This window comes from Streptomyces djakartensis (assembly GCF_014651075.1).
GTDB classification, from domain to species: domain Bacteria; phylum Actinomycetota; class Actinomycetes; order Streptomycetales; family Streptomycetaceae; genus Streptomyces; species Streptomyces djakartensis.
On record NZ_BMWE01000097.1, the window covers coordinates 1 to 522 of the forward strand.

Sequence of the window (522 nt, forward strand, 5' to 3'; positions counted from 1 at the left end):
ATCGTGTTTTGTCCTTTTCTTGTATCAAACTTTCGGACAATGAAAGAATTATATTTCTAAATTTCTTTCGAGCAACTTTTTTCTCTTTATCTGAAAGTTCTGAAAAAATTTCTTCTTTGTAAATGTCTGATTTTTTGACACCGAAAGAAGTTTTTAAAAGTCCCTCAGTAGATTTATTTAAATTAACTAGAATATCTTTATAAAGAATATTGTTTGCTTTTGCTTGTGCTTTAGCTTTTTTAGCACTCACTTTGTTTACTTTTTCTTTTGTAGAATTTTCAACAACTACATTTACATTCTCAACTGAATTTAATTTTTTTTCTTCCATAATAAAAATACTTGAATTTTTGAATTTATTTTATTATAACCTTTTCGATAAAAATTCAAGTCTTATTAGAAACTCGAAAAGGTTTTTTTATTTCTCTATGCAAATATAAGAATAATATTTTAATCTGCAAAATTTTCAAAGATTTTTTTTTGAAAATTTTTCTTATTAAATTTTAGAACTCTTATCGTTTCCGA

The 522-nt window shown here is 23.4% G+C and carries 1 protein-coding gene; it reads right to left on the reverse strand.

The window, feature by feature from the left end; genetic code table 11:
• Positions 1 to 328: hypothetical protein (locus IE212_RS34640; protein ID WP_190201955.1), on the reverse strand; the 328-nt coding region annotated here is incomplete at its 3' end.
• Positions 329 to 522 lie beyond the last annotated feature (194 nt).